Source organism: Psychrobacter sp. ENNN9_III (assembly GCF_001462175.1).
In the GTDB taxonomy this organism is placed as follows: Bacteria; Pseudomonadota; Gammaproteobacteria; order Pseudomonadales; family Moraxellaceae; genus Psychrobacter.
Window position 1 is genome coordinate 1 of the sequence record NZ_LNUO01000072.1, and the last position, 24,415, is coordinate 24,415.

Annotated in this window: 12 protein-coding genes; 4 read left to right on the top strand and 8 right to left on the bottom strand. The window is 41.3% G+C overall.

All coding sequences use genetic code 11. The features are described from left to right. Positions 1 to 132 precede the first annotated feature (132 nt). Both PENNN9_RS04755 and PENNN9_RS04760 read left to right on the top strand, forming a co-directional pair. Positions 133 to 1,161 carry an endonuclease/exonuclease/phosphatase family protein gene (locus tag PENNN9_RS04755; RefSeq protein ID WP_058368579.1) on the top strand — a complete coding sequence of 343 codons (1,029 nt, stop codon included), beginning with the start codon at positions 133 to 135 and terminating at the stop codon, positions 1,159 to 1,161. Positions 1,162 to 1,381: 220 nt separating this feature from the next. After that, positions 1,382 to 2,074, top strand: coding sequence for a TetR/AcrR family transcriptional regulator (locus PENNN9_RS04760; RefSeq protein WP_058368580.1), 693 nt, complete (start codon positions 1,382 to 1,384; stop codon positions 2,072 to 2,074). Between the two features lie 127 nt (positions 2,075 to 2,201). Here the strand turns inward: PENNN9_RS04760 and PENNN9_RS04765 are convergent, their stop codons facing one another. The 8 genes from PENNN9_RS04765 to PENNN9_RS04800 all read right to left on the bottom strand — a co-directional run bounded on the left by PENNN9_RS04765 (position 2,202) and on the right by PENNN9_RS04800 (position 18,848). Beyond that, the gene (locus tag PENNN9_RS04765) at positions 2,202 to 3,134 is read right to left on the bottom strand and encodes a hypothetical protein (RefSeq protein WP_075102904.1); all 933 of its coding nucleotides are present in this window, start codon (positions 3,132 to 3,134) and stop codon (positions 2,202 to 2,204) included. Positions 3,135 to 3,248: 114 nt separating this feature from the next. After that, entirely contained in the window at positions 3,249 to 8,480 is a 5,232-nt protein-coding gene (locus PENNN9_RS04770) for a DUF11 domain-containing protein (protein ID WP_227511723.1), read from the bottom strand. 230 nt (positions 8,481 to 8,710) lie between these two features. Further along, on the bottom strand, positions 8,711 to 10,819 hold the full coding sequence (locus PENNN9_RS04775) for a hypothetical protein (RefSeq protein WP_058368582.1): 2,109 nt from the start codon (positions 10,817 to 10,819) through the stop codon (positions 8,711 to 8,713). Between the two features lie 47 nt (positions 10,820 to 10,866). Continuing rightward, entirely contained in the window at positions 10,867 to 11,331 is a 465-nt protein-coding gene (locus PENNN9_RS04780; protein WP_058368583.1) for a hypothetical protein, read from the bottom strand. 244 nt (positions 11,332 to 11,575) lie between these two features. After that, positions 11,576 to 13,600: a hypothetical protein gene (locus tag PENNN9_RS04785; protein WP_156410074.1), complete on the bottom strand. Its 2,025-nt coding sequence runs from the start codon at positions 13,598 to 13,600 to the stop codon at positions 11,576 to 11,578. Positions 13,601 to 14,045: 445 nt separating this feature from the next. Then, positions 14,046 to 16,124 (bottom strand): DUF11 domain-containing protein, encoded by a 2,079-nt coding sequence (locus PENNN9_RS04790; RefSeq protein ID WP_058368585.1) that lies wholly within the window; start codon positions 16,122 to 16,124, stop codon positions 14,046 to 14,048. Between the two features lie 43 nt (positions 16,125 to 16,167). After that, complete coding sequence (locus PENNN9_RS04795) at positions 16,168 to 16,632, bottom strand: hypothetical protein (RefSeq protein ID WP_058368589.1); 465 nt, start codon at positions 16,630 to 16,632, stop codon at positions 16,168 to 16,170. A 371-nt stretch (positions 16,633 to 17,003) separates the two neighbouring features. After that, positions 17,004 to 18,848 (bottom strand): hypothetical protein, encoded by a 1,845-nt coding sequence (locus PENNN9_RS04800; RefSeq protein WP_058368586.1) that lies wholly within the window; start codon positions 18,846 to 18,848, stop codon positions 17,004 to 17,006. Positions 18,849 to 19,626: 778 nt separating this feature from the next. On the opposite strand from PENNN9_RS04800, the gene aceE reads away from it, so the two are divergent. Continuing rightward, positions 19,627 to 22,446 (top strand): pyruvate dehydrogenase (acetyl-transferring), homodimeric type, encoded by a 2,820-nt coding sequence (aceE, locus tag PENNN9_RS04805; RefSeq protein WP_058368587.1) that lies wholly within the window; start codon positions 19,627 to 19,629, stop codon positions 22,444 to 22,446. A 51-nt stretch (positions 22,447 to 22,497) separates the two neighbouring features. Further along, a complete protein-coding gene (locus PENNN9_RS04810) occupies positions 22,498 to 24,273 on the top strand; it encodes a 2-oxo acid dehydrogenase subunit E2 (protein WP_058368588.1) in 1,776 nt (591 codons plus the stop codon). Positions 24,274 to 24,415 lie beyond the last annotated feature (142 nt).

Consider the following 24,415-nt stretch of genomic DNA (forward strand, 5'->3'; position numbering starts at 1 on the left):
GGGGGGGGAAGCTTTTTTGTTCGCTTCTATTCAAAATCGATAAATTTTGAAGAGTAATATATTAAAATAAAATACAATATTTCATTTCAAACAATCATTTTAAAACCATACAAAAATAATAATAGGTAATTTATGGATCGTCATACAAGTAACGATGAGCGAAAGCAATTTTATATAGCTACTGCTAACTTACTCAATTTTGCCAATCCAAATCGAATTTATTATGATAATGCACCCGCTTATGATCAAAAGAGCTACCTAGATAAGTTACAAGGTATAACTGGATTACTTACTAAAGCTCATGCAGATATTATTGCAGTACAAGAAGTATGGGATAGTAAGGCACTAGAAGCGTTGGCAGTCTCATTAGGTTTTGAAGCCGAGCATGCAATTATTCCGCTTGCTAGCAATGATAGTGCTAGCAAATATACTCAAGGTCAAGGCGCACAAAAGACGCCAGCTGTTGGTTTTATTAGCCGTTTTGCTCAATTAGAAAGCACGTTATTAAAAGACATAGTTCCTGAAGCTGTCATCGATGTCCCTGATGTTGGACCTTATCATCAATTCAATCGTCCACCATTGTTATTACGGGCTGATGTGCATGGTCAACCTATAACGATAATCACAGCTCATCTTAAAAGTAAACGTGCTTACTTTTTAAGAGACGAGTCTGGTAATTTGTTAGAAGATATGGATGATCCTAATATCCGTGTGCGCGCTAAGTTACGCAGTTTATGTATGCGGGCGGCAGAAGCTGCATCGATACGGATGTCTATTATTCAGCGGCTACAACATACTCGCGAGCCATTGATATTATTAGGAGATATGAATGATGTCACTGGAAGTGTAACTACACAATTGATGGCTGAGACAGGAGAGGTGAACTATGATAAAAGTATGCGTGATATAGCCTTATTCGATGCAGCTCGTATTCAAGCTCGTTATGGCTGGATGAAAGACGTTGCTTATACACATATTCATCAGGGCATGCCAGAGGTTATTGATCAATTATTCGTTTCAGAAGAATTTTTGCCTGATAGTAAATTTTCGTTAGGTCATGTGGAACGCGTGGATTATTTTAATGATCATTTGAAGTGGGATTATGCTGACAGAGTTATCGATCATGGCATTGTCCGAGCAAAAATAAGACTTTACGATTAACCGTACAATATAACGAGTCAAATTATCAATGGGTACATTATCATATAATCCATTCACGCCCCTTGTTTGATAATGTGCAAGTGTTTATGATGCTCCCTCATTGAATTTAGTAGCAATAATACTTACTACTAAATTGACATTAGTATGCTGGTTTAATGTTAATGTCATTCGATGAAGATCATATTTATACATAATAGGGCGTAATAACAAGAGGTTCATAATGAGTGATCATAAAGACGACAAAATAGAAGACATTTTGGTCGATTCGGAATTGGCTAAGAAGTTGGTACCAAACAAGTTCAAGTTCACAAGTCAGCAAGGACGAGTACGCCGTCAAAAACTGTTGATGGGTGCAAAAAAACTGAGTGAAACTCGCTCTATTAACGATATTAGCTTAGCTGATGTGTGTGAAGAAGCTGGTATTCCGCGAGCTTCTGCTTATCATTTTTTTCCAAACATTGAAGCAATATTTTTAGCTTTGCGTTTTTTAAATGCAATTGAGATTTTAGAAATATTAACGACCGTTGAGACGGTGGATTACGATAGATGGCAGGGTTACTTGACGGCTCTGATCCAGCGCTGCGTAAGCATCTTTCATGAAGATCAGACCAAAGCCAAACTGATTTATGATACCAATACGCCAGATTTTGAAGGTGATGGTTTTGGTGAAGATATAGATCATCAAATTGTCGAGCTCGTCTATAAGCGTTTATCAGAGCGCTATGAGATGCCAAAATTTGAAGACATACAAGACACATTGTTAGTAACTTATAGTATCATCAATGGTATATTTACTTTATCGTATCGTCGTCATGAGCGTATTACAGATAACTATCTGCAAGAAGCGACCACCGCATCTATTGCTTATCTGCGTTGCTACTTGCCAGAGAAGCTACCGCGCAAAAACCGTTAAGACTCGGTTGTGCTAATTTGAGCTTCAGATAGTCATAGATGTTACTGTTTACTATGAATAGATGATGAAGTAATCACTATCAATAAGCTGACGTCATGTCGGCTTTTTTGTTTTATAAAGCTATGATTTAGTTAATGAGATATTTTATGGTCTCATGACCAATATTATATTTGGCAGTTGGCATAGTCATATTAAGTGTTATAGATTGAGCCAAAGATGACTTTTTGACGTCATTACTGTTTGTAGTATTGGATGTCAGAGGTAGGGATTGACCACGACAAATATCATCTTGCGGATCTAATGGTACATATCGCTTATAGTAATCAACGATCGAGTTTTCGAGTGCTACGTTGGTCTTTGAATCATGAGCATTAACATAGGCTTCACGTGCCTGCTCTAACCAACGTTCAGCCATTCGAAAATGCGTACCGGACTGACGTCTATCATGAGCACACTGATCAGCTGCTGCCCAAATGAGAGCAACCTCACTAAATGCCAACTCACGTGGGGCAATGATATCACTATTACTGTTGTTTAAAGTGCTACCTTTTAGAGCACTTATTGTTGCCCATAGGTCAGTTCTCATCAATGCAGACGTCGATGGAATATCAGTTGTTAAACTCAAATCTTTATCAGCATCGCTTTGTAGCTTTTGTAAAATAGTAGCGGCAGCTTTTAATGCGTGATTGCCAGCAGATGAGTGGCTTTTAATACTGTTCTCATAAGAGGCGTAGTTGAGCCAAGCTTGGGCTTTATAAGCAAAATATTGCTGACGTGTGGTTAGAAAGTTTTGTTGGTATGAAGCAAGCTTGGTTAGCATACAGTCGATAGTTTGTTGTTCGGACTGCTGAGACTTTGCGTGAGCATTTCGTGCAACTTTATCATCATAGCAATAACTGACCGTACTAGTAGTATCATGAGCTAGGTTTTTGTTATTACGGTTATGATCTGCAGCCTGTGCTAAAGGCAAGGATGCTGCTAACATTACTGCAGGCAGTGCAATACGTGCGCAAAGCTTATAGACAGATACTATCGTCAAAATTTTTGAAGTATTTAGCATAATGCAAGCCTTGTTGTATGGTCATTCATCTATGAGCTAGCGTATAAATGGTACAAGATATCGTTATATATGAGACGGTTTTATTAAACAAATACACCCTTAGAAATAGGCGCTTTAGGTCTCAGGTTCAGCACTTATGCGTTTGTTTTTGCGAGGGTCATTACGTTTAAATAAGTCTTCGTCGAACTTAAAGCGTAGTCTAAAATATGCGCCTTCTTGAGTACTGTCATCATAAGCGATATCTTCATCTTCAAAGCCCATGAAATTATAACCAAGCGATAACCATAAGTTAGTCATTGGACTATAACCAACTTCAGCCCCTAGCATGTAAGCCAGATCATTGGCTTGATCGTTCCAATAGGTACCTGCTTGCAAGCCAATGTCCCAGCGCTCACTGATATCATATAGACTACGTACATAAGCTGCATGTGCGGTGTTGTCACTCTCAAGGTTATCAGCTTCGTATTGGTTATACTTACCAGCATAATGTCCAGATAGCGTTAATGGACGTGTTGGGTGGTAGTTACCACTCCAGGACCATATTAGTGAGTCTTTTTGATAGGGGTCCGCGCCTGTATTGTTATCGTCTAAACGATACTCAAGCTTTGCGAGCATATCTAACTGGTTGCTATCATAGTCACGATATGCTGCACCAAGCTGGAAGCGGTTAATAGTACGATGACCATCATTATAATCGACACGTGAATAAATGTCTTTCGCTAGTAAAGTGATTTCATCATTATAGCGATAGGCAACACCTGCGCTACCAAGCAATGTGTCACTAGTTTCGCCCCAGCGCTTTTCTAGACGGCCTGATGCTTTGTAATCTTCTTGAGCCAAGTATTCAACACCAAAACCAACAGCAGTTGCATTACTGTCTGCTTCCCCTTCAATTGATTCGACACGCTCTAGTAAAGTGTTTAGGGTTAGTCCTTCTTGGACATACCATTTATTTTTTAGACCAATAGCAGCTTCAGCTTCACGTGCGCTAATGGCATTGCGGGCACGGTATTCACTATAGACTTTACCATCTTTCATATAAGTGGCGTCAAAACCAACGACAGTACGCTGACGTTCATCAGTATCATCAAGACCATAACTACCTGACAAGCTATTGATTAGGTCATGACGTGCATATAGTCGACCCAAATTACCCAATGGAGTTTCACCGCCAATAGACGTTGCGTTGCGTGCACTATGCTCAACATCTTGCTCATATTCAGCAAATACCAAGGCTTTATTAAGCTTAGGCAGGCGCGCAGTAACGCGAGCGCGAGCAGTCATGCCTTCTATGTCTTTTTCTAAAGTATTGACACCGTTGAGTGCTGACTGATTAATAATGTCATCATTAAAGACTGTATCATCAGTAATGTCTACGACGTCAGTTGCAGCCTGCGTATTACGCGAGGCAGCAGTCGCTTCTTGTTTATAATAACGTAGTCCAATCTCACCAACGATGTTTTGGCTTAAGCGCTGCTCAACACTTGCCTGTATGCCTTCGCGACTGGCACTGGTGGTATGGTCTTTAGTACGTATGCCTTCAAACTTTAGCGCAGTTGTTTTATTTTTAAACTTATGACTAGCTTCTATCCCAGTTTCAGTACGTCCAGCAGTTAGGGGAGAGGCACCAGTTACAAAGCCTTCATCAGCTTTACTATAATAAGCTTTAGCGCGCGTGCGGTTTTTATCATCGTAGTTTAGCTCGATACGTAGGGCATCGCCATCAGTATCATCACCTTCTTCAAGCTCTGTTGTATTGATCTGATTACTAGGCTCGTAGTTAGGATTACTCGCTTTGCTCTTGGCATACTCTGTAACCAGCTTTAACTTGTCGTTGAATTTAATAACACTGTTAACGCTGGCAAGCTGTTCTTCGTTTAGTGGATCGTCACTATTGATATAGCTACCGCCAACAGAGATTTTGTTGGTTAATTGCTGCTTACCCGCTACGCCACCAACCCAGTAGTCTTCGCCGCCTTCATCTACTTCAACTGTAACGCGCAAGTAGATAGGATTGCCATCGATATCTTGACTGGCAATAGGGGCTTTTAGGTATAGGCTGCGGCTAATAGGGTCGATCTCATAGTCAGCAAAGCGAGTTAAGGTTTCACGACTTACGATAAGACCAGGATTGTTGGCATCGCGGGTGATGACTTCGATGGTTTCAGAGTTTTCAAGTACCGCGTCAAAGTCGCCAGCAAGTGGATAGGGGCCTGAAATACCGAGACCACGAGTTTCATTGACACGTTGTGATGAGCTGGTTTCAGCGACGAAAGTAGTGATGACGAAAGTAGTGATACGGGTATCTTCATCCTCAAATTGGGCTTTGATACCTGTTAAGGTACGACTATATTTACCCAGTTTGATGCCTTCATCATTGTCGATCTGAGTCTTTAAATCACCGTACATAGCAAATGAGCGGCCTTTATCTAGGCGAATATATAGCTTGCTAGTAGACTGAGCATCAAAGCCTTTGGCTGATGAATCGCCGTAGACTGGATAATATTCACCAGGCTCGATATCACGAAACAGGCGTTCGCCTTTTTTGTCGCTATCATAAGCTAGGGTTAACAGATAATCACCGCGTACTTTACCCTTCAAAAACATCGCTGCACGACCAGTCGCTGAATAGTCATCACTACCGGCAAACTCATGCAGCTCTTGCTCAAATGCGCCTTGAGCATCTGTGATGCTGCCGCTATCGAAGTCTTTTAATGATATAGCGCCTTCTACAATACCCACTGCAATAAGTGGACGTAGCTTGGCTGTAAACTGTAGCGGAATCACTTGCTTACTGCTGCCAGTATCAATAATCAGCTCACCTTTACCAGGGGCGTTTGGTACAATCACTGGAATCAACAGCTCGCCTCCTGAGACGCTAAACTGTGTGCCGGCTTGATCTTTATTACTGTCTTTAAGGTTGATACGACCAATATTGGTATCGATGGTAATAGGGGTCGATGGAATATAAGGACGGTTGTCACGATCTTTTAGACTAATGACGACTTGGTATTCGCTCACACCGTCAGCTTCGATCAAACGCTCTTGAGTACGATAATTAATCGCCTGCAAGCTATCGGGTGCAATAACCTCGATAGTTTGCTCTGAGATAACTTTACCTGTGACGTCAGTTGCGACACCGCGTAAAGTATTACTACCGCGCTTAAAATCAACGGCATAATAATCAAAGGCGGTAACGCTTTGATTCGCTTGTTCTGCTGTTTTACCGATCTTTTCTTCTGTTACAGCTTTGCCATTAGCATACAAAGTAAAGCTCGAACCTAGCGGTGCTTGAACTTGAACCAACTGCTTGTACGAATTTAGCTGTTGTCCTGCGCTCAAATTAATAAAAGCAACCTCGTTATCAGCCACCTTTTTTAAGTATTCTTCAAGCTCTTTTTGTTTGGGTGGTGCGATAGTATTGACTGTTAAAGTAGTGCGCTTATCAGTAGGGTTGACCATATCAGCAACGATTGCTGAGTCACATTGAATACCACGGTCTAGCTCGTCGTTGGACTTACAGCCACTAGCATCGACATTATCATCGTTGTCAAGGTCGTAGTCAGGATCTAAAGTCAGATCGCTCTTGATCGCTTGCTCTAGTGCATCATTCTTGGCACTGATGCTTTTGCTACGTGTAACAAGCTCTTGGTTTAGGCGTTCAGTACTATCGCCCATGCCGCCTACTAGCGCAAAATCCGCACGATGCATCTCGCCATATTTTAGGTCGACGAAACGGCTGCTCGCATCGCCTGCGTTACGGTTGCTTTGGGTAATGAGTTCGGTACCCACAGGTAGAGTCGTGCGATCGACTTTTAGTACATGAGTCTTGGCACTGACACCATAGAAGTTATATTTACCTTCAGGATCTGTGACGATGTAGTTGCCATTTTCCATATAAATGCGGACACCAGCGACACCCAGCTCGCCATCTTCTTTTTGCTGAATACCGTCGCGGTTGATGTCATGGTATATTTTACCAATAATGATACCATCAGTATTCATAACACCGCGGCTGACATCGATAGGCCACTGTGCCTCCAACGACGCCAATGTATTGTTATTTTCATCACGGCCATGAGCAGTCGCGCGGTTGATACCATCACCACCTAAAGCCGATGAGCCAATCAACACACGATAATTAATATTTTTGCTCTCACCAATCGCCATGTCGCCGAGACCCAAAACTTGGTATCTACCATCGGTTTTAAATTCTGTGGTTTGAGCTTTGTCAATGCGTAGGCTGCCACTGACATAGTCAAAACCACGCGGTAGCGCGTCTTTTAGCTGGACATCATAAGCAGTCGCTGCACCATCATTTTTGACGGTGATACTATAGTTGACATAATCACCAAGTTCGGCAGATTTGACATCAGCTTCTTTGGTCACTTGCAAATTAGGAGATTCATTGGTGATAGCAATCTCACTACTGATTTGCTCATCAATATACCTAAAATTGGCCCCATTAGGCTGCTCATCTAATCCAACTTCTTTATCAATACAGGCAACCATTTTGGCTTGTAGCGTATCGCCCTTTAATGTTTGGATGATATTGTCATTGATTGCATTGGCATTATTTTGCGTTGGTGCTGACAAACGGTACTTACCCGTGTTGTCACCGGTTTCGATAGCTTTAAGAGAGTAGGTGTCACCCGTTTTCGGTGAGGTGATGGTGACCCAGATTTGATCTGGTTTGTCGGATTGTACGTTACACTGTGCATAGCTGGCTTCGACATAAACGTCATTGCCAATTTGCAATGAGGGTTGATCACTGCCAAAGGATTTGTTTTTAAAACCGATACCTGACTTCACGATGACTAGGCTGTCAGTCTCTGTTACGGCTTTTATTGACGGATCTTCGACGACAGTTGCACCAAGCTTGATATCAATAGTTTCACCGTCTGTTGCATTGGCATCTGTTAGTGCTTGGACGATTAGCTGAATACTTTCACCTTGTCCTAGTTTGATTTGAGCTGTTAAATTATTTAGTAAAAGTTGCTGATCCTCACCATCAACGATGCCGTTATTATTTAAGTCCTGATAGACTTTTATATTAGATAAAGTAATAGGTACTGTCAGCGTTAGATCGACAGTTTGAGTATTGTAACTGTTGCTTGCGAGTACATTTACCCAACTGGCAGTATCGCTTGGTGCTACAGTTTGTCGTGGTGAATTACTTAGATTGATACCATACTCAGATAGGGCAGAAGCCTTGACACGGACTTTATTTGATTCAGAGCTCAACGTCACGCCAGTCTGGTTGTTAACGTTATAGCTTGCCTTAGCGATATTATCAATGATGCTAAGTACATCAGACGTCGCTGCTGCTGCAGAATTTGATTGCATAATCAGTATAGCCGCAGTTAATGCAGATAACTTGACTGCTTTAGCTGATAGACGAGTAGACTGAGATTTACAATGAAATGTCATATTACGTGGTTATCCAATCAAATCCAAAAAAGGGACTGTCTTTGCTTACTTTTATAACTATAACGATCTAAGCAAAGACAGCTTTTGTGTTATCTATAACCTTAGTCACAGATAACGGTAGAGAAAAACAAGTAATTTACACAATGCTAAATTGAGCCAGGAGCAGCACCATCAGGATTGATTTTTACTGAAAATATGAGTGCTGCATACTTTTGTGGGTCCAAATTTGGCACCGTACCACTAATAGCAGTAGAGCCTGCCGCTGCGCCATAAGTATTGTTTGCAGGTGAGTCATTTGCATTATCTACTTCAGCAAGCTTGACTGCAAAAGCAGGAGTAGTACTAGAGGTCAGTACCTGAGCTTTGTCATTGAAGCGAGCAGTAGTATCCGTTATGACCAAATCAGTGAAGTTAAAACGAGCGTCTGAAGCTTCAAAGTTATTAAACGCTGTGATTTTATAGACGATACAGTCGCCAGGCTTAGCGGCGACATCAGCCTGCGTAAAGACCAGCGACGCATTAGCATCACAAGTTTCGTTTAATGCTTGTTGTTTGACCAGTTGGAGACCTTTGACGACAGTCGTATTTTCAACAGAGCGCGCACCTGTAGAAGGGGCATCTTGCCCACCAACGACTAACGTAACTGTTGTTTTTTCGGTTGAGTCGATAACGGCTTGTGTAGACTCTACTTTATAGTTGATAGTGACACTTGAATTCGGTGCCATACCAGTCCATGCTGCTCCGCCATTTTTAGGCACAGCTGTACTGAGATCATAATCGCCATTACCGTCTTTTGTGACAGTATAGGTAGTATTAGCTGTGGCTGGGTTATCGTCAGCGTCGTATACCACTTCTACCGTGTTCGGTATTTGAGTGATGTTGTCGTTGGTACCTTCAGTGATGGTAAATTTAATCTCACCCAATTGGTCACCTTCGGTCTCTCTACCTGTATTTCTGATGACAGCTGAATGTGTGACTTGTGTGGTATCGTCAGTAGTAGTTGGAATACCTTTGGTAGTAGGTGACGATATGCTAACAGCACGCTGGTTTGCGACTAAAGGGGCCGCTGAGTCACTACCAGTGGCTGTGCTAACAGTACCATCTGTGACTTCACTATCATCAGCAGCTGGATAGAAGTTGGCAGTGTTTTGCTTAGTGTCAGTGCTATCTGTCGTGTCGTAGATGGTCTGGTTTTCGCCAAGATTGAGGGTGACAGAAGCATGGTTGATAGTGTTTTTGGGGTCGGCAAGTACTTCGGCCTGATCTTTTTGCACATCGAACGTAATAGTGGCTGTTTCACCTGGTGCTAAATTTAGGAGAGTAACTCTGATACTATCGTTTGAATTACTGGTACCTTTACCTTCATTACCCGGTACGATAGTGGCATTATTGCTGACACTTAAATTTGGCTGATCTGCTAAACGTAAGCCTTCTGGTAAACCATCAAAGACAACGATGTTGTTGGCAGCAGCGGCATAAGGAGCAGTATCATCATTACGCACCGTGACGGTATAAGTCACCTTAGAGCTTGGATCATTCAAGTTTAAGGTACTATTTACCTTACTGGTGATTTTGAATACAGCTACTTTAGTAATACTATTGTCAATGTTCGTTAGTGTTGCTTTGGTAGTATCAGCATTTGTAAAGAATTCACTGGTTGCTGATAACGTTAGATTCTGTGAATCACCACCGACGTTTCCAGCTGTTTTTGCAGCGATCGAAATGTCAGCATGTTCATTAGGTTTAAGAATAATATTGGTATTTTGGAACACAGTGCCTGTAACAGTGGTCGTGCTCTTTACAGAGTCATCTGCATTATAGATAGTATAGGTGACATTGGTCGTGTCCAAATCGTATGAGCTGGCGTCTTGCGGGCTACCTGGAATAGTGCCACCTTGCGCCAAGTTAAGCGTATAGGTGTCCTCTACGTTACCTGAGTTGGTTAAGGTATGGCTAAAAGTCACTCGACCTTTAGGTGTCACAGTCAAGCCACGGTTATAGTCATCAGCAGCGTTATCATCATCGTTTTTAGCTGTTAAGCTAAAGGCTGCACTTTGCGTGATGTTGACAGTTACTGGATTGGACTGAACAGCCGTTTGCGCAACAGTACCTATCTTATACGTCGCACTTGCTACGTTTTTAATAGTAGGAGTCGATGCAGCTGTTGATTCAGCGGCATTTGTAATATTATTCAAGCCAAAGGCTGCTACGATACCGGCTGTTAATACTGAGTATTTAAAGGTGCTGGATTTCATCCAGTGATGCTCCTGTGTAAGTAAATGAATAGCTAAGGTCAAAAGGTTTAGTTAACAGTTGTGTTAAGTGATACATCCGCCGATTTGTTTGCAGGAAGGAGTTTAATGTTCCAGCGCAAGGCCTTGTATTCAGATAGTGGAACTTTGACGATTTTGCCGTCTACTTTACGCATGAGCGGCATATCAGCATAATTTCTGCCATCGATAGTCGCTTGTGCACTGTTTGGTTTTGCCTCGCCAGTAAATACCATGTTGGTAGGGATGGGGAGAGTCACAGCGACATCATTGATAGACTGATCAATAACGTTGGTGTAAGTAGCGCGATACTGTATCGTTTCACCTTTTTGAGCATTTGATGCTGCTATGTAACTGACTTTACCATCAGCGGTTTTTACGATTTTATTGGCCTGTAGCTGCATTTTTAGAGCATCTGCTGCATACGATATATTGATTAAGCATGCAGACACTGTAGTGGCAATAAGCGCATGACGTAAAAATTGAAATGATTTCATATCATATTCCTCATTTGGATAATCTTTACGTGCAATATCCTTGCCAACTCTAAAAACACGAATAAAAACAAATGTTTGCTCGAATAATTCTCGACTTTCTTTGTATTTTCATTTTCACAAAAAAACACGCAAATAATCACTAAAGAACCGATAGACGACGTTTATCGGTTCTTTAATGGATATAAGAGAATATTTAAAGAGTTGAAACTTTAGTCTTCTAAGACACGAGTCGATATAAGTTCATTTAGGGGGCTGTGTTTCTGGTGCCATATTTAGTGTTGAAATATAAAGTAGCTTTGGTCGGCTCTGCTGAAGATGCAGACGTTTTTAACAAATTAAAACTATCAGATATGATGGTCCCATTTTGGCCGATAGGCGCTGATGTGTTGGTGCTTTTGAATACTGATGAAGGGTTTCCTAAAGGTTTGGGTAGATTAAAGACCGACTCAACAGGGGAGCGTTGTATAGAGTCGCTAATGCTAACTTCACTCAAGTCAACATGACCGCGATTATAGGCTTCTAACTTATAAGCAATACAGTTACCTGGCTTGACATCATTTGCAGGATTGGTGCTAAAGCCCGTCGTCGGCTGATTGGTAGTAGCAACATTGGGATAGCTGAGCGTGCTATCACAAGTATGCACATATTGAAACTTTCTAAGTACCAGGGCGGTGTTGTCTGCTTTTACTTCACCAAAATCAAGGTTACGGGTGACAGTACCAGAGCTGTTTTTCTCAGTTTTATAATTATAGACATTGGCGACAAGCGTAACTTCTTGAGTATTAACAGTCGTATCTTCGCTATACTCCCAAGAGTTTGGTTCAGTTTGGACCAGACAAACCTTTGATCTACCTACAAGCGCATTTTGACTGACATTGAAACTGTATCTACCTATGCTGGCAGCCGCACTTGAAACAGTTTGAGGGTTAGGTGAAGTCGATACGATATTGTTACCACTGCAATCAGTAAGTCTAATCTGTAAACCACTAGCAAAAATCCCTGATTCATTGCTATCAAATATACCATTGTAGTAGTTGTTGTTACTTGTAAAAGTAGACGAGATATCTTGTTTGGTACTGGCGTTAGCAGTGATACCACCATTGTCATTAAAGACGATACCTGCAAAGGTATAATTAAATGGCGCAGTAGCAGATTGGCTATTGATAATAGTACAGGTGATCTCATCACCATAAGTGGCGTTGGCAATAGTAAATGAGCGGGTTTTAGCACTGGCATTATAAGTCATTGCAGTCGTAGGCATTGTGGTCGTACTGCCATTTATCGCGTTGTTACAAGTGTAAGCGGCATCATAATTAATGATATCGCCGTTGTTTTGATTGTTCGTCACGCGCTCAGTAATCGTATAGGTCGTATTGGTCGCAAGCTCTACGACGCCACTATTATCGTTAGTCACGACTTGTCCTGTACCAGTCGTTTCAAACGTTTTTAACGATGTTGTGCTATTACTGATATTGATTGAGAACTGATCGCGATTAACATTAGAGTCATTAACCCGATTATCATTGAGTTGCTTTTTTACGATTATCTTAGGAGGAGCAAGACAGAAATAAAAGTCCGAATAGCCAATAGCGTGTGGACTGTTATATTCGCTAAGTGTGTTGTTGTGCTTTAAGACAAGAGGGATATTAGCGATGTTGTAATTCCAATTGGCATCGACATTACATTCTCCAGCACCGCAGTTTCTGCCTTTGATTGCGGTGACTATATTTCTATTAGCGTTTATAGTGTGAAAAATTGAATTGAATGTCAATTGTCCGCCATTGGGAGATACGTCAATCTGCTCTATGTATGGCGCCTGATCACTGGCATTAACAGTTGAATCTAGATCCTGTATCTTATAGCCGATTTTACTGACGGTCCGATTAACACTGATACTTAAATTGTGGTTGTTTTTAGGCGCAGGAGAGTTGTGAATCAAATTGATCGCTGATGCGGTAGCGCCATTGATAGATCCATAAATTGGAGGCGTGCCGCCATAGTTGCTATTTAAATCTAGGAGTAGTGGAAAGTTGATTAAAAAAGACTTATTACCAGATGGCTCTATAAACGTAAAAGTATTGGAGGGGTTACCTGTTGTCCAGTTAAGGGTTTGCGAATTAATCGGACTATATGCTGGTGGATTTGCGCCAATATAATACATTTTATGGCTAGCGGGGCAACTGCCTACTGCCGAGCTTGGAGTGGCTGCTGGTAAAAATGGGTTAGCATATAAGTTTTGACTATGTGTGCTTAATCCTATGAACAACATAGCAGATGTTGTTAAACCAAGCGCTATCCGAGCACTTATGTATGTTTTATAAATAGTGTGGCTGCTCTTTTGCATCTTATTCTCTCGAGGCTAAATTTACTTTGAGCATCGCAATGTTGAGTGGACAAAGTATTTGTGTCGTAGACGGTAGATTGACAGTTGTCAAAGGCAAAAAGTCGCCAAATTCAAATAGACTATGCAAAATATATGCCACTAAATAAATATTGCTCTAGCTCGTTACTGTGAGAATAAAATGCTCAAATAAATCTGAAGCTTTTACCTTAAAAAGATGAGGGGTGATGAGGTGTAAGGGCATGAAGGTGTGTACTGGTCAAATTCAGTAAGGCGTTAAGCTTGAAGACAAAAATCAAAAAAAGTCTTCCTTAACCAGAGATTAGGGAAGACTTCATAAACTTTAAATGTCGTACAGAAAACCGGGCTAAGATTAATTAGTACCTGTCTGAGAGATCTGTGCAGAGAAGTAGATAGTGCCTATTTCACTTGCTGCTAAGCTATCAAATGTAGCGACTAAGTCTGGGTTGCTGTAAGTTGCTTTTGCAGCAGGTGAGCCGCCTGATGTCTCAGAAGTAAAGTCACCCTCATAGATAATCTTAGGTGTCTCTAACGTATCTGTTACGGTAAGACCGTTAATCACTTTAGACGCATCGGAAAAAGTATTTTCGGCAGTAATCTTATAATAAACGCAGTTGCCTGGTTTGGCTTCACCACCGCTAATAGAGTCAGTTGTCCAGCTAAGTGTAGTCAAACCTGCTTTACAGGCGGCTACAGCTTGATACTTGAGTAGATTGACTCCTTTCATAGTAGTAGTCGAGCTTACACTGGCGTTAGCAGGTGCAGGAGTGCCGGCGACTGGGCCTTGTGGCAATACAGTGACAGTCATGGTCTCAGAGTCATCGATATTATTGGTGCCACCTACAAGGTTGCTGCCTGAACCATTTGTATTTACTGTTACACCGATCTTCACAAAATCATCAGGTGCTAGACCAGTCGTGGCTGCTTCATTAAGATCATACCCATTAGCCGTTTTGGTCAAAAGAGTTTCGCCGCTATCATAGCTACCATTATCATTAGCATCGACGAACACTTCTGCTTCATTAATAGTAATGTTGGCATCATTAGTAGTTGGGGCTACCGTAAAATAGACTTTATCGGCACTAGCGGCTTCGACTATATCTGTACCTTTATTGGTAATAGTATAGATATAAGTATTATTTTGACTAATGAGTGCTACTTCTTGATCTAGAGTGTTGCTTTTAATCGCGAGGTTACGAGTCTGGTTACTGGTAGTAATAGTAGCGTTAGAGTTGCTATCTTTACCTTTGTAGTTGCCTGTAGAGGTATCTTCATAGGTTTTTTCAGAGACTGACGTATCTGCAGCATCACCTGAGCTGTCGACAAGATCAAAAGAGCCATTGCCATCAACATCATCTTCAACGAGTGCATAGTTGGTGATATTGGTACCAGTTGCGGGCGTAGTCGTATCTTTCTTTGCACGGAAAGTCACGGTAATGGTCTCATTCATTTTGATATCTTGACCAATAACAGTTATCTCTTTGCCATTGGTTGAAATATTTGCATCTTTAGCTGTACTTGTACCAGACGCGACTACGGTAGGTGCTGTATAGTTGTCTTCTCCAGTCTTTATAGCCACCAAACCTGCAGGTAAGGTTATAGCCACCAAACCTGCAGGTAAGGCGTCAGTAATTTTGACTGCTGTACCATCGATATTACCTTCGTTTTTTACAGTAATCGTATAGTCAACATAAGCATTGGCGTTGTTAGTATCGAATATTTTATTGTTAAGGTTGGTGGTCGCAGACTTAGTAATGGCATAAACAGGGGTAGTCGTAATAGCATTGTTGGTATTGGTCGCTTTTTTATCTGCTGTCGTTTGACCTTTATCTGTAAGATATTTACTAGTCGCTGTAACGGTAAAGGATGTGTCATTACCGATAACACGATCAGAACTCGTGGTTGCAGTAATAGTAATGTCAGCAGTTTGGCCTGGCTTAAGCGTTATCGTTCCACCAATCGCAATAGTCTCAGAGTTACCAACATTGGCATTACCTTCTTTTATTTGATATTTGATGGTAGCGCTAGCAGGTAAACTGTTTGATGGATTGGCTAAAGCAATAGTATAGGTATCAGAAATATTACCATCGTTACTGAGCGTATGGTTGAAGTTTACAGAAGAACCAGCGGCAGGGTGGATTGCGATGTTTTCGTTTAGGTCATCACCAATAGCACCACCACTACTTGTATCATCATTTTTAGCAACTAAGCTAAATGCGCCCGTTTCAGTTACATTGACAACGACTTCATTCGACTCTGCTATTTGTTGATTGGAATTGTCTGCGACTGTATAAGTCGCTGTTGCCTTGTTCGCCACCGAAAAAGCATCCTTCTCGTCATATACTACCTCAGCCGCATTTGCAGCAGTCATACTCATGGTAGCTACGATGCCAGCTGTTAATACTGAATGTTTGTATATATTAGTTCTCATATGATAAACCTCCTAAAAGTACTGCAAAAAATGGTTAAAATTGTTAATTGATAACAGTATTAAGGGATACGTCTGCTAGTTTGTTTGCTGGGAGCCACTTAATGTTCCAGCGCAGCGCTTTATATTCGGTCAATGGAACCTTGACGACTTTGTCATTTATTTTGCGCATCAGAGGTATATCTGCATAGTTTTTGCCATCAATAGTCGCTTGAGCACTTTTTGGCTTTGCTTCACCTGTAAAGGTCATGTTGGTAGGTATAGGCAGGGTCACAGCGACATCACTAATCGGTTGATTAATAGTATTGGTATAGGTTGCCCGGTACTGTACTGTCTCACCTGACTGAGCGTTCGATGCAACGACATAACGAGCCTTACCATCGGCATTTTTTATAATTTTATGGGCTTGTAGTTCCATCTTTAAAGCGTCTGTCGCTTGAGCGCTATGAAAGCAAGCTATAGATGCTATCGTGGTTGTCATTATGATTTTTAGGTAATGTTTAGCTGTCATGATCATAATTAACTCCTCTCTCAATTGATTAATTGGGCGGTGCAAGAGTCTAAATATAGAATGGATTTAACTTTTCTAAAGAAAGCTAATTAGCTTTGTTACGTTTTTAAAGACAAAAGATATACGTACATCTTATGTTGTAAAATGTATATTTATATTAATAAGACTTATTAACTATTGTTATATAGCTAATGGAGAATATAAACGGAAATTACCTACAATGCGTCCGAAATCAGATGGGTGGGGTTTTGAACTTGTTAAGCGGTAACGGCTAAAAATCAGCTTTGTTTAAGTATTTATTATCAATCCTATATTTATAGTTCGTTAACCAAAGTGATAAATCTGGCCGAGTTAAATATAGATGCTGCAAACTACTTAGACTGCGTTGAACCGTACTGAGTGTTAAAATAAAAGATACGTTTCTCTCTTTTAGGTAGAGTTGCAGATACAGTCTTGATCGTGCCATTTTGTCCGTTGCTTAGACCATCGCTAAAGACTCCAGCTGCTCGATCTGGAGCTGCTAGTACAGACGTCACTGTAGAATCTGCAGGGTTGCTAGGGTCTTTTCGCTGTAGTATGTCTTGCATGACAAAGTTACGAATAGCAATATTTGCTCGATTGGTTGCAGTGATTTTGTAGGCAATGCACTGACCAGGTCTAATGTCTGTACCGACACCAGTTGCGGAGCTAGAAAGCGGGTTTTTACTGTAAGTTAAGCTGACAAAGTTAGTAAGTTTACAGTCGTTAGCCGCTTGCTCTTTTTCTAGTACTAGGGCAGCATTGTTGGTAATGACTCTACCGAAATCATTGTTTGAATAGCTATAGTTGTTTGCAATTAGCGTAATGCTTCGCTTTTCAGTAGTAGTGCGAATAGGATAAGCTGGACTGGTGTTACTATTACTTTCAATAAGACATACTGAGCCAATACCAGCCAATGTGGTATTAGGCACAGTGATTTGATATTTTCCTATATTGCTACCTGACTGCTCTACAGCTTTTGTGGCATAGACTGTAGTAGTGTTGGTACAGTTAACTAAACTAACGGTACTATCAGCTATCCCAGTTTCTGTAGTATCAAACAATCCATTAAAGTAGAGCGAATTGTTATATGTACCGCTATCTATAATAGCGTTTCTAATGTCTGCCTGAGCGTCGGTAATACCGCCATTGTCATTAAAGACCGTACCTGAAAATGTATAGCTCGCTGGACCGTTGGTAATAGTACAAGTGATCTCATCACCATAAGTAGTACCCGAAATAGTGAATGAGCGGGTTTTGGTAGTCGCATCATATTTCATTGCGGTAGTTGGTATAGTAGTGCCGTTTGTCGTAGCATTAGTACAATTATAAGTGGCGTTATAGTTCGCGATATCGCCAAGCGTAGTCCCATTCATCACTCTTTCAGTAATCGTATATGTTGTGCTTTCTGCTAAATCTATGACGTTGCTGCTACCGTTAGCGATCGTTGTGCCTGTACCCGCAGTTGTAAAGTTATTGCTAGCGATAGAGCCACCAGTTACTTTTATTTCAAATTGGTCGCGTTTGCTGTCTGTATCGTTAATACGATTGCCATTTAGTGCTTTTTGGACAACTAGCTTTGGCGGGGCAAGACAGAAGTAGAAATCTGAGTAGCCTACGATATGTACACCATTAATTTCTCGCTTTGTATTATTATGTTTTAAACTCAAAGCAGTATTAGCAAGATTATAATTCCAACTGGTATCAATGTTACATTCTCCGACCCCGCAGTTTTCGCCCTCTTTTGCCGTTACTATATTATTATTGGTATTAATAGTTTGAAAAATACTATTAAATGTCAATTTTCCATTATTGGTAGATACATCTACTTGCTCAATATAAGGTGTAAAACTGAAAAAATAGTAGTTCACTTTTGTAGAGTCTAGATCTTGTATTTTGTAGCCTGTCTTACTTACAGAACGATTAATACTTATATTTAAAATATGATTAGTTTTTGCACTGGTAGAATTATGAGATAAGTTAAGGGCAGACGAAGTAACACCACTGACGGATCCATAAAATGGTGGTTGACCATAGTCATTGTTTAGATCTACTGCTAGAGGAAAGTTAATGTTAAAGGTTTTATTACCTGTAGCTTCAATGAATGTAAAATCCTTCGTGATACTTCCTGCACTCCAACTTAGAGGTTGAGTTTCTATAGGAGTATGTTTTGGTGGACTTGCGCCTATATAATACATTTTATGTCCAGATGGACAGCTAGCTATTTCGGAAGTTGGGGAAGACTCAAAAAGGTTGAGGTTAGCTACAGATGAGTTACTCACCAACAAAGAAGTTATAAAAGTTATCAACGTCAGTATTCGATATATATAGTGACTGAATGAATAGTTGCTGATTGAACCTAAAAAGCGTTGAACCTGATACATACTATTGTTCCTGAATCGAATATAGAGCTAATTTGTATATTTGTTTATTATTTCTATATATATTACTTAATATCTTATGTTAGAAGATATGTAAAATAGCTTCCATACATATAGCTACCAACGGTTGATTCGATATGATGAGGGTTTTTTAGCTATAGGATAAATACAGTTGATGCCTAAGAAAATAGGATGGGGATAGAAGAAATGAAGTGTATATTTCGTTATCATTTTAAAAAAAACTAATCGCTATTTATTTATAAAATACTTGTTATGTTGTCATTTCTCTACAGCCATAAACATTTGCATCATAAGCGCTTATAATAAATACCTATCACTGTTTTATAATCATACATACAGGTATCGTGAGTATGGTTGTTAACTGACGTTAATAATCAAAGAGGTTAGGCAGCCAATATTGTATTTGAGCCTGTTAACCCTTTAATTATAAAGAAAATCATTCGTATAATTGCATGAGACAATAAAATGCTTAAGCGCAGCAAGGACGTCGTAAAGTAAACCATATCTCATTGAACATCATTTAATAACGCCCTACCATAAGGTGGGAATGACTGATATAAAAGGACAAATAAAGATGAATTATTATAAGGATGCTGATAGCACCGAAACGCAAGAATGGTTGGAAGCTTTTGAATCTGTCATCAAGCATGCCGATAAGGATCGGGCGCAGTTCTTACTTAAAGCTTTATACAATATGGCCGTACAAGAAGGGCTACCATTTAACCGTCTAGATACTGCCTACATTAACACGATCGCAGTCGAAGACGAGCCTATGTATCCTGGTGATCTGGCTATCGAGCGTAAGATTCGTGCTTTGATTCGCTACAACGCTTTGGCAATGGTCATGCGTGCAAATAAGAACGATGATGATTTGGGTGGTCATTTGGCGACCTTTGCCTCAAGTGCGACGCTTTATGAAACTGGCTTCAACCATTTTTTCCGCGCTGCTAACGATCACTTCGGTGGTGACATGGTCTACTATCAAGGTCACTCAGCGCCAGGTATCTATGCCCGCTCTTATTTAGAAGGCCGTTTGACAGAAGAGCAGCTTGATAATTTTCGCCGTGAAGTCGGCGGTAAAGGTCTATCAAGTTACCCACACCCATATCTAATGCCGGACTATTGGCAGTTCCCAACTGTATCAATGGGTCTTGGACCTATTATGTCGATCTATCATGCTCACGTACATCGCTACATGGAAAACCGCGGTTTGCTAGAGTCTGAGGGTCGTAAAATTTGGACATTCTTAGGAGATGGGGAGACTGATGAGCCAGAAAGCTTAGGTGCGATCTCGCTTGCCGGTCGCGAAAAGCTCGATAACCTCATATGGGTAATCAACTGTAACCTACAGCGACTCGATGGCCCAGTGCGTGGTAACGGCAAAATTATTCAAGAGCTTGAATCTGTCTTTCGCGGTGCCGGCTGGCGCGTGATTAAAGTCATTTGGGGCGGTAAGTGGGATACGCTACTGGATAAAGATGCAACTGGTGTACTAAAACACCGTATGGAAGAGGTAGTCGATGGTGAATACCAGCTTTATGAAGCACGCCAGCCTGAATTTACCCGCAAAGAATTCTTCGGTAAATATCCAGAGCTTGAAGAGATGGCAAGTGAGCTATCCGATTATGATATTTCGCGCTTAAATCGTGGTGGTCATGACCCAATGAAAGTGTACGCTGCCTTTAGTGAAGCCATGAAAACCAAAGGTCAGCCTACCGTAGTTTTAGTCAAAACAGTTAAAGGTTACGGCCTATCTACCCAAGCGCAAGCGGTCAATAAGTCGCATCAGATCAAAAAGTTGGATCAAGACTCGTTGATGTATTTCCGAGATCGTTTCGAGTTGCCGTTTACGGATGAACAGTTGGAGACCTTACCGTTTTATCGTCCCGAAGAAAACTCACCAGAAATGAAATATCTAAAAGGGCGTCGTGAGGCGTTAGGTGGTCATCTACCAAACCGCCGTAGTGGTCATATTCCGCTTCCTATTCCTGACTTGTCTATCTTTGATCGAGTATTGAAAGGCAGTAACGGTAAAGAGCAATCAACGACGATGGTGTTCGTGCGTTTATTATCAGCGATGTTAAAAAACAAAGACATCCAAGACCGTGTGGTACCTATCGTCCCTGATGAAGCACGTACGTTTGGTCTAGAAGGCATGTTCCGTCAATTGGGTATTTACTCAGCTTCTGGGCAAAAGTATACACCTGAAGACAGCGAAGCTTTGATGGGTTATAAAGAAGCCATCGATGGTCATATGTTAGAAGAAGGCATCAATGAAGCGGGTGCGATGAGTACTTGGATTGCACTAGCAACCAGTTATTCTGTCAACGCCTTACCGATGATTCCGCTATATATTTACTATTCTATGTTTGGTTTCCAACGCGTTGGTGACTTGGCATGGGCAGCTGGTGACTGTCAGGCTCAGGGCTTCTTGTTAGGCGCGACCGCTGGTCGTACTACGCTAAATGGTGAAGGCTTACAGCATCAAGATGGCCATTCACAAATTCTCTTTAACGTCGTGCCCAATTGTGTGACTTATGATCCTTGTTTTGGTTATGAGCTAGCAGTGGTGATGCATGATGGTCTGCGCCGGATGTATGGCGAAGGGGAACGTGTTTTTTATTACTTAACCCTAATGAATGAGAACTACGAGCAACCTGCAATGCCAGAGGGTGTTGAAGAAGGCATCAAACGTGGTATGTACTTGCTTGAAGACAATGGCTCAAACCAAGTTCAGCTGTTAGGTTCTGGTGTTATCTTACGTGAAGTACAAAAAGCATCAAAAATACTAAAAGATGAGTTCAATATTACATCTAACGTGTGGAGTGTGACCAGCTTTAATGAGCTGACTCGTGATGGTATGGCTTGTGATGATTACAACCGTTTGCATCCTATGGAAGAAGAAAAGGTATCATGGGTGACAGAGCAGCTTGCTCCGCATGAAGGTATCGTGGTTGCAGCTACGGACTATATGCGCAATTACTCAGAGCAAATCCGTGGTTGGCTACCGGATAACCGTCCTTATACTACTTTAGGTACAGATGGCTATGGTCGCTCGGATACGCGTGAACAGTTACGTAGTTTCTTTCACGTAGATGCTGCTCATATTGTAGTTGCAACGCTTAAACGCTTAGCTGATGAAGGTGAAGTTGAGATGCGTTTGGTCAAAGATGCTATCTCAAGCTTTGATATCGAAGTAGATCAGCCGCCTGCATGGCAGCAGCAGCCTTATTATGATCATTTCCCAGATGCGCCAGCCCCAGCATCTGATAATGTTAATCCAAACCCTGTACCTGAGTTTGTCGATGAAGATGATGACGAAATTAGCACAGAAGGCCGCGCTGAAGATCAAGCTGATGCCAAATTACTTAATGATGGTGACGTCGAAGAATAATAGCTAAATAATAACTATAAGACGTTGTAATCATAAGACCAGGAGAAAAAAATGGATATTAAAGCCCCCGATTTAGGTGTCGATAGCGCCGAAGTCAGTGAAATTATGGTAGAAGTCGGTGATGTTATCGCTAAAGACGATAATATTATCTTAATAGAATCTGATAAAGCCTCAGTCGAAGTGCCCAGTTCAGCTGCTGGTAAGGTCACTAAGGTGAATGTTGCTGTCGGTGATCAAGTCAGTGAAGGCATGGTACTTATCGAACTCGATAGCGATGCTGATACCGATAGTCAAGATAATAGCCAAGGTGATAGTCAAGGCGCGGATAAAGACAGCGAACAAGCGCCTGCAACTGAAAAGCAAGATGAGCAACAAGCTACTAAGAAAGAAGAGCAAAAAGACGATACAAAACCTGCTGATTCTGACTCATCTAAATCTACTGAGAAGACAGGAAAAGCAACGACTCATGCTTTGCCAGATATGGGTGTTGATGAGGCGCAAGTAGCCGAGATTATGGTCAGTGTTGGTGATGTGGTCAGTGCCGATCAATCAATTTTGCTAATTGAATCTGATAAAGCTTCGGTTGAAGTACCAGCGCCAGAAGACGGCAAAGTTGAGAAAATACTTGTCGAAGCGGGTGATATGGTCGCCAATGGTCAAGACTTCATTGTCATCGTTGGCACTGGTGGCAGTGGCAGTGATGATACTAGCGATGAAGAACAAGCGACTGAAGCGCAAACGCAGCCCAGCTCAGATAATAAAGATGCTAGTTCTGACGCTTCTAGCAAGAGTGCCGCATCATCTGTCAAGCAAACGACTGGTGAGCCCAAGCAAGCTGAGGTAAAGTCGTCTTCTGCGAACGCGCAAGGTGGTAAGCTTACAGAGTCTCAGGTTAATGAGAAGTTAACCGATGTCTATGCAGGTCCTGCAGTACGTAAGCTTGCCCGTCAGTTAGGCGTAGACATTACTCAAGTAAATGGTTCAGCTCTAAATGACCGTATCTTAAAAGAAGACTTGTTTGCGCACGTCAAAGAAAGTTTGAGTACCCAAAAAACTGCACCTGCTAGCGGCAATGTAGTGAGTTCGAGTCTACCAAACTTACCAGACATGAGTAATACCGAGATTTGGGGCGAGACTGAAGTACAAGATCTTAGCCGTCTACAAAAAGTCTCAATTCCGCAGCTCAACTATAATACTTATCTACCTCAAGTGACCCAGTTTGATGTATCAGATATTACGGAAACTGAAAAGTTACGTGGCGAGCTAAAAGGCGGTATGAAAAAAGAAGGCATTGGTCTGACTATCTTAGCCTTTATCGTTAAAGCAACTGCTTACGCGCTTACTCAGCATCCACGCTTTAACAGCCACTTAAGTGATGATAATACGCAAATTATCTTACGTAAAACTGTCAATATGGGTATTGCAGTAGCGACTGATGATGGCTTGATAGTCCCAGTGATTAAAAATGCGCAAGACAAAGGTATCAAGCAGATTGCGATTGAGATTGGTGAGCTGGCTGCAAAAGCGCGTGACAAAAAGCTTAGTACTAAAGATCTGCAAGGTGCTAGCTTTACGATTTCAAGTCAAGGCGTTTTGGGTGGTACGTCGTTTACGCCACTAGTCAACTGGCCACAAGTAGGTATATTAGGCGCCTCTGAAGCAACGATGCAGCCACGCTGGAATGCCGATAAGCAGACCTTTGAGCCACGTCTGATGCTACCATTATCATTATCTTATGATCACCGTGTCATTAATGGTGCTGATGCTGCCGTATTTACGCGCTATGTCGCAAGTTTACTGGCTGATCCACGTCGTATCCTATTGTAAAGCTAGCAGATAATTCATGTAATACTTAAACAAAAAGACTGTCTTTGGATGGTCTTTTTTATACTTGTATGTACTTTATAATCTGTCTTTTATAGCCTACGCTAGTTTTTATTAAATAAGACAAACAAGAAAGCCAGCATAA

What these genes read in the sequence shown, in the direction of transcription:
- PENNN9_RS04800 (WP_058368586.1), bottom strand. Translation starts at nt 18,848, where the DNA reads ATGTATTATATAGGCGCAAGTCCACCAAAACATACTCCTATAGAAACT.
- PENNN9_RS04780 (WP_058368583.1), bottom strand. Translation starts at nt 11,331, where the DNA reads ATGAAATCATTTCAATTTTTACGTCATGCGCTTATTGCCACTACAGTG.
- PENNN9_RS04785 (WP_156410074.1), bottom strand. Translation starts at nt 13,600, where the DNA reads ATGTTGTTCATAGGATTAAGCACACATAGTCAAAACTTATATGCTAAC.
- PENNN9_RS04795 (WP_058368589.1), bottom strand. Translation starts at nt 16,632, where the DNA reads ATGACAGCTAAACATTACCTAAAAATCATAATGACAACCACGATAGCA.
- aceE (WP_058368587.1), top strand. Translation starts at nt 19,627, where the DNA reads ATGAATTATTATAAGGATGCTGATAGCACCGAAACGCAAGAATGGTTG.
- PENNN9_RS04775 (WP_058368582.1), bottom strand. Translation starts at nt 10,819, where the DNA reads ATGAAATCCAGCACCTTTAAATACTCAGTATTAACAGCCGGTATCGTA.
- PENNN9_RS04810 (WP_058368588.1), top strand. Translation starts at nt 22,498, where the DNA reads ATGGATATTAAAGCCCCCGATTTAGGTGTCGATAGCGCCGAAGTCAGT.
- PENNN9_RS04790 (WP_058368585.1), bottom strand. Translation starts at nt 16,124, where the DNA reads ATGAGAACTAATATATACAAACATTCAGTATTAACAGCTGGCATCGTA.
- PENNN9_RS04755 (WP_058368579.1), top strand. Translation starts at nt 133, where the DNA reads ATGGATCGTCATACAAGTAACGATGAGCGAAAGCAATTTTATATAGCT.
- PENNN9_RS04765 (WP_075102904.1), bottom strand. Translation starts at nt 3,134, where the DNA reads ATGCTAAATACTTCAAAAATTTTGACGATAGTATCTGTCTATAAGCTT.
- PENNN9_RS04770 (WP_227511723.1), bottom strand. Translation starts at nt 8,480, where the DNA reads ATGCAATCAAATTCTGCAGCAGCAGCGACGTCTGATGTACTTAGCATC.
- PENNN9_RS04760 (WP_058368580.1), top strand. Translation starts at nt 1,382, where the DNA reads ATGAGTGATCATAAAGACGACAAAATAGAAGACATTTTGGTCGATTCG.